Origin of the sequence: Streptococcus sp. GMD1S, assembly GCF_000296875.1 — a bacterium.
In the GTDB taxonomy this organism is placed as follows: Bacteria; Bacillota; Bacilli; order Lactobacillales; family Streptococcaceae; genus Streptococcus.
Window position 1 is genome coordinate 35,080 of the sequence record NZ_AJQY01000009.1, and the last position, 6,683, is coordinate 41,762.

Annotated in this window: 8 protein-coding genes; all 8 read right to left on the reverse strand. The window is 40.1% G+C overall.

The window, feature by feature from the left end; all coding sequences use genetic code 11:
* Nucleotides 1-182: 182 nt before the first annotated feature.
* Entirely contained in the window at nucleotides 183-815 is a 633-nt protein-coding gene (locus GMD1S_RS02565) for a DJ-1/PfpI family protein (RefSeq protein ID WP_000756337.1), read from the reverse strand.
* Nucleotides 816-1,044: 229 nt separating this feature from the next.
* Nucleotides 1,045-2,868, reverse strand: a complete 1,824-nt coding sequence (gene dnaK, locus GMD1S_RS02570) for a molecular chaperone DnaK (RefSeq protein ID WP_000034683.1) — start codon at nucleotides 2,866-2,868, stop codon at nucleotides 1,045-1,047.
* A gap of 259 nt (nucleotides 2,869-3,127) precedes the next feature.
* Nucleotides 3,128-3,643 carry a nucleotide exchange factor GrpE gene (grpE, locus tag GMD1S_RS02575; RefSeq protein ID WP_000046057.1) on the reverse strand — a complete coding sequence of 172 codons (516 nt, stop codon included), beginning with the start codon at nucleotides 3,641-3,643 and terminating at the stop codon, nucleotides 3,128-3,130.
* 26 nt (nucleotides 3,644-3,669) lie between these two features.
* A complete protein-coding gene (hrcA, locus tag GMD1S_RS02580; protein WP_000255746.1) occupies nucleotides 3,670-4,704 on the reverse strand; it encodes a heat-inducible transcriptional repressor HrcA in 1,035 nt (344 codons plus the stop codon).
* 163 nt (nucleotides 4,705-4,867) lie between these two features.
* Nucleotides 4,868-5,377: a DUF2812 domain-containing protein gene (locus GMD1S_RS02585; RefSeq protein ID WP_008277505.1), complete on the reverse strand. Its 510-nt coding sequence runs from the start codon at nucleotides 5,375-5,377 to the stop codon at nucleotides 4,868-4,870.
* Between the two features lie 34 nt (nucleotides 5,378-5,411).
* Nucleotides 5,412-5,987: a DUF2812 domain-containing protein gene (locus tag GMD1S_RS02590; RefSeq protein WP_000412261.1), complete on the reverse strand. Its 576-nt coding sequence runs from the start codon at nucleotides 5,985-5,987 to the stop codon at nucleotides 5,412-5,414.
* On the reverse strand, nucleotides 5,987-6,307 hold the full coding sequence (locus GMD1S_RS02595) for a PadR family transcriptional regulator (RefSeq protein WP_000423979.1): 321 nt from the start codon (nucleotides 6,305-6,307) through the stop codon (nucleotides 5,987-5,989). The genes GMD1S_RS02590 and GMD1S_RS02595 overlap by 1 nt, the downstream gene beginning before the upstream one ends.
* A 157-nt stretch (nucleotides 6,308-6,464) precedes the next feature.
* Nucleotides 6,465-6,683, reverse strand: a 219-nt coding sequence (locus GMD1S_RS02600; RefSeq protein ID WP_000310155.1) for an LPXTG cell wall anchor domain-containing protein, incomplete at its 5' end; no start/stop codon positions are given.

A 6,683-nucleotide genomic window follows, 5' to 3' on the forward strand; every position in this document is an offset into this window, starting at 1 on the left:
GCACAGTCCGTAGCCCGTGTTCAATTCCCTGAACACACTTGTTCCTTTCTATTGATATTTTGAATTAAACCACCATTTAGGTCGGGTTCAATTCCTTTCTTTTATATTGAGTTAGAAATTTCGGAAACCGTGTTCAGTTACTCGAACACCCTTATTCCTTTCTATAATTTATAAGTAAATATTTAGAGGGTATTTTCTATACTCTGCTTCACTTCATCAAACTCTTCATCTGATAGAGTAAATATCAAATCCTCCTCTGTATACCCGTCTTGTTCTTTAAAATAGTTGTCAGTATTTTCTGTCAAATCTAGACCAAGAATTACTTTTCTTGCAAACTCTTGATGTGCAAAACCAATAGCAGTAATGATATTTTTATCTTGCAGGACAGCTTTTGCTTTGAAATTTTTCCGAGGAAGAAATTCAAAATAGTCAAAGAAGTTTTGCCAAATCCCACCTGTAAATTTCGTATCATTCAATAAACCTGCTTTTGCCAACAAAATAGGTGCTGAAGAAATGGCTGTAATTAAGATATCCTGCTTACCGAGTTCCCTCAAAAACGAATTTAATTTTTCATCCTGTAGAGCAGGACCTATATTTACCATTCCTGGCAAAATCACACAAGAATATTCTTCTATACGTACTTGATCCAATGTTTTTGTAGACCGACAAGGCAAGCCATCCTCAGATATAACTATCGAATAATCTGAAGCGACATAATCAATCGTGATGTCAAAAGACAGAGCTAAAGTACTTGTTAAAGCGGTTATCTCATGAAGAGAAAAATTAGGATAAATGATACAAAGTACTTTTTTCATACGCAACATCCTCTATTTTACCGAAAAACAGAGGCTGGGTTGCAACCTCTGGATTTCTTCCTATCATTATTACATTTAGACAAAGTACCTTAGTAATTCGTCATTCTTAACGAGTTAGGCTTAACTGAGTTTCGGCTAAAAACTTCGGAAAAAAGATAAGCCATCTTTTGTGCATCACACAAGGCGATGGCTTCCTATTTTTCTTTCGTTTTCTTAACGCCTCAACATCTTACTTCTCTGTAAACTCTCCGTCTACGACGTCATCGCCTGCGTTTCCTGTTGCTTGTGCGCCTTCTGCTCCTGCTTGAGCTTGTTGTGCTGCTGCGGCTTGTTCGTAGAGTTTAACAGCAAGCCCTTGAGCTTTTTCGTTCAATGCTTCAAGTTTTGCTTTCATTTCGTCCAAGTTGTTGTCTTCTTGCGCTTTCTTAAGGTCATCAAGGGCAGCTTGGGCAGCGTCACGCTCTGCATCGAAGCCTTTTCCTTCAGTTTCCTTGATAGTTTTTTCAGTCGCAAAGATGGCTTGGTCTACTTCGTTACGAAGGTCAACTTCTTCCTTACGTTTCTTATCTGCTTCAGCGTTAGCTTCTGCATCTTTCATCATGCGGTCGATTTCTTCGTCTGTCAAACCTGAGTTAGATTGGATGACAATAGTTTGTTCTTTTTGAGTTCCAAGATCTTTAGCCTTAACAGACACGATACCGTTCTTGTCGATATCAAATGTTACTTCGATTTGAGGAATTCCACGAGGTGCAGCTGGGATATCAGTCAATTGGAAGCGTCCAAGAGTCTTGTTATCAGCTGCCATTGGGCGTTCACCTTGAAGAACGTGGATATCAACGGCTGGTTGGTTGTCTGCCGCAGTTGAGAAGACTTGTGATTTAGATGTTGGGATTGTAGTGTTGCGGTCGATAAGTTTTGTGAAGACTCCACCCATTGTTTCGATACCAAGTGACAATGGTGTTACATCAAGAAGGACAACGTCTTTCACATCACCAGTGATGACACCACCTTGGATAGCAGCACCCATAGCAACAACTTCGTCAGGGTTTACTGATTTGTTTGGTTCTTTACCAGTTTCAGCTTTAACAGCTTCTACAACGGCTGGGATACGAGTTGAACCACCAACAAGGATAACTTCGTCGATTTCTGACAAGCTCAAACCTGCATCTGAAAGGGCTTGACGAACTGGAACTTTTGTACGTTCTACAAGGTCACGAGTCAAATCGTCAAATTTCGCACGAGTCAAAGTCATTTCCAAGTGAAGAGGTCCAGCCTCACCTGCAGTGATAAATGGCAAGCTGATTTGTGTTGAAGTTACACCAGAAAGGTCTTTCTTAGCTTTTTCAGCCGCATCTTTCAAACGTTGCATTGCCATCTTATCAGTAGACAAGTCAATACCATTTTCTTTCTTGAATTCTGCTACCAAGTGATCGATAATTTTTTGGTCAAAGTCGTCACCACCGAGTTTGTTGTCCCCTGCAGTTGACAATACATCGAAGACACCGTCACCCAATTCAAGGATAGATACGTCAAATGTACCACCACCAAGGTCGAATACCAAGATTTTTTCTTCTTTGTCAGTCTTGTCCAAACCGTAAGCAAGAGCTGCTGCAGTTGGTTCGTTGACGATACGTTCTACTTCAAGACCAGCGATTTTACCAGCGTCTTTAGTTGCTTGACGTTGAGCATCGTTGAAGTAAGCTGGAACTGTGATAACTGCTTTGGTTACTTTTTCACCAAGGTACTCTTCAGCGTAACCTTTCAAGTATTGAAGAATCATAGCTGAGATTTCTTGTGGAGTGTATTCTTTTCCATTTGCAGAAACTTTTTCAGAAGTTCCCATCTTAGATTTGATAGAGATAACAGTATCTGGGTTTGTTACTGCTTGACGTTTTGCAGCATCACCAACGATGATTTCTCCGTTTTTGAATGATACTACAGATGGAGTTGTACGGTTACCTTCTGGGTTTGCGATGATTTTGCTTTCAGTTCCTTCAAGAACTGCAACTGCTGAGTTTGTTGTACCTAAGTCAATACCAATAATTTTAGACATGTGTTTTTCTCCTTAAATTTTATATTCTATTTTTGACTTTTCTTAATATTCCCCTTAAGTGGTGGGGACGTGAGCAACTCCCTACGGGATTTCATCACTTATTTTTGAGCCAATTGTCTCAAAAATCCCCTGTTTCAGTAGCACACGCTACTGAAACTTTCACCACGGCGGGCAACATCTTCCTTGCAAGCCTCCAGCTTGCTTTTTAACTTTCTTCATAGTTTATTGTCGTTTCGGACAAGTTTTTAAGTTCTCTAGCCTAGTTATATACTACTACCATGGCTGGGCGTAGGATGCGGTCATGGAGTTTGTAGCCTTTTTGGAAGACTTGGGCGATGGTATCTGCTGGGTGTTCATCGTCTGCTGGGAGAGTTTGGATGGCCATATGGTAGTTATGGTCAAATTCACCGTCAGCTGCGATTTCTTCGATTCCTTCTTCTTTCAAAGCGTGAATTAAGCTCTCTTGCACCATCTCCAATCCTTTTTTGACATCGTCTGTCAAACCTTCAACGGCTAGTGCACGTTCTAAGTTGTCGAGCGATGGTAAGATTGCTTTTGCCAGGTCTTGGCTACGATAACGTTGCAAGTTTTGACGCTCTTCGTTGGCACGGCGTTGGATATTTTGCATTTCTGCATGAGCGCGAAGGTATTTGTTTTCGAACTCATCCGCACGTTCATTTGCCAAGTCCAACTCAGACTTCTCAGGAGTTGTTTCTTCAGTTGTTTCCACAACTTCCTCTTCTTTCATTTCTTCGTTTTTTTTATCTTGGGCCATTTTCGCCTCCTTTATTGATTTCAAAATTAATTTACTTCGTAATGATTGCTGCTGAGGTAGCGATAAAAATCTGTCAACTTCATCGTCAAAACACGATTGACCACATTGACTTGGTTGACCAATTGCTGGTAATCCAGGTTGACTGGACCGATAATCGCTAGAATTCCAAAACCTCGATAAGGAATGAGGAATTTACTGCTAATCACTGCTAGGTTAGCTAGACAGGATTCCTGACTGTCCGCAACACGAACATTTTGCATCTGATCTTCATGCAGACCCTCACGAATCTCCAAAGCCACCTTTTGCGGTTGGTCAAAGAACTGATAGGCCGCTAGATTGGCAAAATTCAAGAGATTGACCTTGCCCGATACCACAATGTTTTCGTTGAACATTTCTTTAAAAATGTGTTCAAAGAGATCCATGACATTGTCCGTTGTTGTGAAGTAACGCTGGATAATCTGCGGAATCTCCGTCCGAATCTTGTAGTGAATATCTAGAACCGTGTGACCGAGGAAACGTTCTTGAATCAAGGTCTTGAGGCGATTTAAATCTTCCTGCAAGAAGTTCCTTGGAATCAGAAATTGACTGGTAACCGTTCGGGACTCGTCTAGGGTAAATACTGCCAAGGCTGTATGTTGCCCCAAAACAACGATATCAAAGGCTGTCAACCGTTGCCTGCTCGGCTCAACATCCAGTGCTACTACCGTACAGCCGCTCAGGTCTGTCAGTAGATTAGCAGCCTCTTGCAGGATATCCTCCAATTTGAAGAATTCCTGATCAAAGGCTTTGACAATCTCGTATACCTCATTTTCAGCCAGTCTGTCAAAAGCAAGCGAGTGTTTCACATAGTACTGAAATCCCGCGACACTTGGCATCCGACCGCTTGAGGTATGAGCCTTCTCAAGCAAACCCTGCTTCTCTAGAGCTGCCATGTCATTACGAATGGTAGCACTACTAGAATTGATAGACTCTTGTAGCGCCTTGGATCCGACAGGTTCGTGCGTTTTGGTAAAGATGTCAATGATCAGATTTAAAATATCCTGCTGACGCTCTGTAACCATCTCATCACTCCTCTCTGTCCGATCGATTAGCACTCTATGTACCCAAGTGCTAACTCATGATTCTATTATACACCCTTAGAAGAGAATGTCAAGATAAAAACTCAAAAAATTAGCACTCTTTTACCAAGAGTGCTAAAAATCAGTCTGAAGACCTAGAACCTTGCTACTCATCTACCTGGTATTTCCTTTTAAGTCTGAAAAAACCATAGATTAGATAAGAAATTAAGCAAGTGTATAAAAAGAAAATAATAAAGAAAGACTGAGACAAGTTTTCTCGATACAAACTCATGCAAACAACAAGACCACCTGAAAAAGTGGCTATACAGGAACGAAGTCTAGACCGCATAACTTCCCATCTGAGACCCTTACTCATATAGACTTTCTCCTCTGAAAGTATATCAGAAGTTGGTTTACGAAGAATTGAACAAAAACCTGTTTCTATCAATTCCCAACCGCTATTTCTAAAATCTTGCAGTTCATGCTTATACTTTTTAAGAAATCTAGAATCATAGATACGGTAGATGACATCGTCAGGTTGGCATTGGCAAAAATAGAAAAAACCAAAACGACTCGTTCTATATCTCCAGCCTTTCAAGTGCATCTCACGCAAATACTCTTCTTCCTTGTCCAAATCAACAATGGTAAAAATCCGAAATTGCTTTTTATTGATCATGACTTCCCCTCCAATTTTGAGCATACCTAGCCTATCATAAATCTGATAATTCCTTCTTTTTATGCCATAACTTCCAGCTAATATAGGCAACTATTAACAAAAGGATTAAAGACCAGAAAACATCTAGCCCGACCGCAAGAAAACTCCATAGACCATACGCATTACTTCTATTGAGCAATTTAAGTAAGAATGGTATATGTATGGCTAGCAAAAGTAAAACAGGTACTAATCGCAGTCTTAAAATGCGATTAACCATAGCTAACTTCCCAGTAGCATCGTTATAAATTTCAAACTCTGCATCCGATTCAATTTCAGAATGTGCTTTTCTAAAATAGGAAAAACTATTAAAGTCTGTAATATGCTCCCAACCACAATCTTTAAATAGTTGTAAATAGGAGGATCTCTCTGATTTTTCCATCGGGTAAAAATCCAACTGATAAGACACCTGCTCAGGCTGACACTTTTCAAAGGTATACTTGACTACAAACAATAAGATAGAATAGCTTACTTTCCTAAGTTTCCAGCCCTCAGCATGCATTTCTCTAAAGTATAGAGCCTCACTCTCATAATCCGCAATTGTAAAAATTCGGTAAACAATTTTCTTTTCCATCATCCTTCCTCCCGACTATTTCTGTAGAGCCGTTCAATACGTTTCAATTCAATATCTAAAACTTTTCGTCCCAAGTCTGTGATCTGATAGATTTTACGTTTTTCCTCTTCTCGGACAAAGGAAATCAAGCCATCCTTTTCCATCTTTGACAAGGTCCCATACATAGTTCCAGGACTAATCGAAACTTGCGAATCTGTCATTTCCTTGACCTTTTGTGTGATACCATATCCATGGTTCTCCTTCTGTAAACAAAACAAGATATAAAAACCTGTTTCAGTCATGGGAAGGTAAACACGCCTGATCTTATCTGTTAATTCCATTTAATCACACCTCCTATTTAGTTTGATATATCGCACCTCGTTATATAAACTATATCACATCTCGATATAAAATGCAAGAAAAAGAGAGAACGATTTCTCGTTCTCTCTTCTTATACTACGAAATTAAGCAGTTAATCTCTCATTTACTAAGAGTGACTTAGTCTTTCTTGCGAAGGACAAAAACTGCTAGGCTTGCAAAGGCAAGACCGATGATTGAAAGAAGACCAGATACTGCAGAGCCTGTGTTTGGTAACAAGGCCTTAGTTTGACTACTTCCTTCTTCTGGTTGGCTATTATTTCCAGAATTTTTATTTGGTGCCGGGGTAAATTCCCAAGTACCGACGAAGTGGGCATCCGCTCCATTGATGGTTTCTGA

Coding starts and splice junctions, on each gene's coding strand:
- GMD1S_RS02565 (WP_000756337.1), bottom strand. CDS start 815: ATGAAAAAAGTACTTTGTATCATTTATCCTAATTTTTCTCTTCATGAG.
- dnaK (WP_000034683.1), bottom strand. CDS start 2,868: ATGTCTAAAATTATTGGTATTGACTTAGGTACAACAAACTCAGCAGTT.
- grpE (WP_000046057.1), bottom strand. CDS start 3,643: ATGGCCCAAGATAAAAAAAACGAAGAAATGAAAGAAGAGGAAGTTGTG.
- hrcA (WP_000255746.1), bottom strand. CDS start 4,704: ATGGTTACAGAGCGTCAGCAGGATATTTTAAATCTGATCATTGACATC.
- GMD1S_RS02585 (WP_008277505.1), bottom strand. CDS start 5,377: ATGATCAATAAAAAGCAATTTCGGATTTTTACCATTGTTGATTTGGAC.
- GMD1S_RS02590 (WP_000412261.1), bottom strand. CDS start 5,987: ATGGAAAAGAAAATTGTTTACCGAATTTTTACAATTGCGGATTATGAG.
- GMD1S_RS02595 (WP_000423979.1), bottom strand. CDS start 6,307: ATGGAATTAACAGATAAGATCAGGCGTGTTTACCTTCCCATGACTGAA.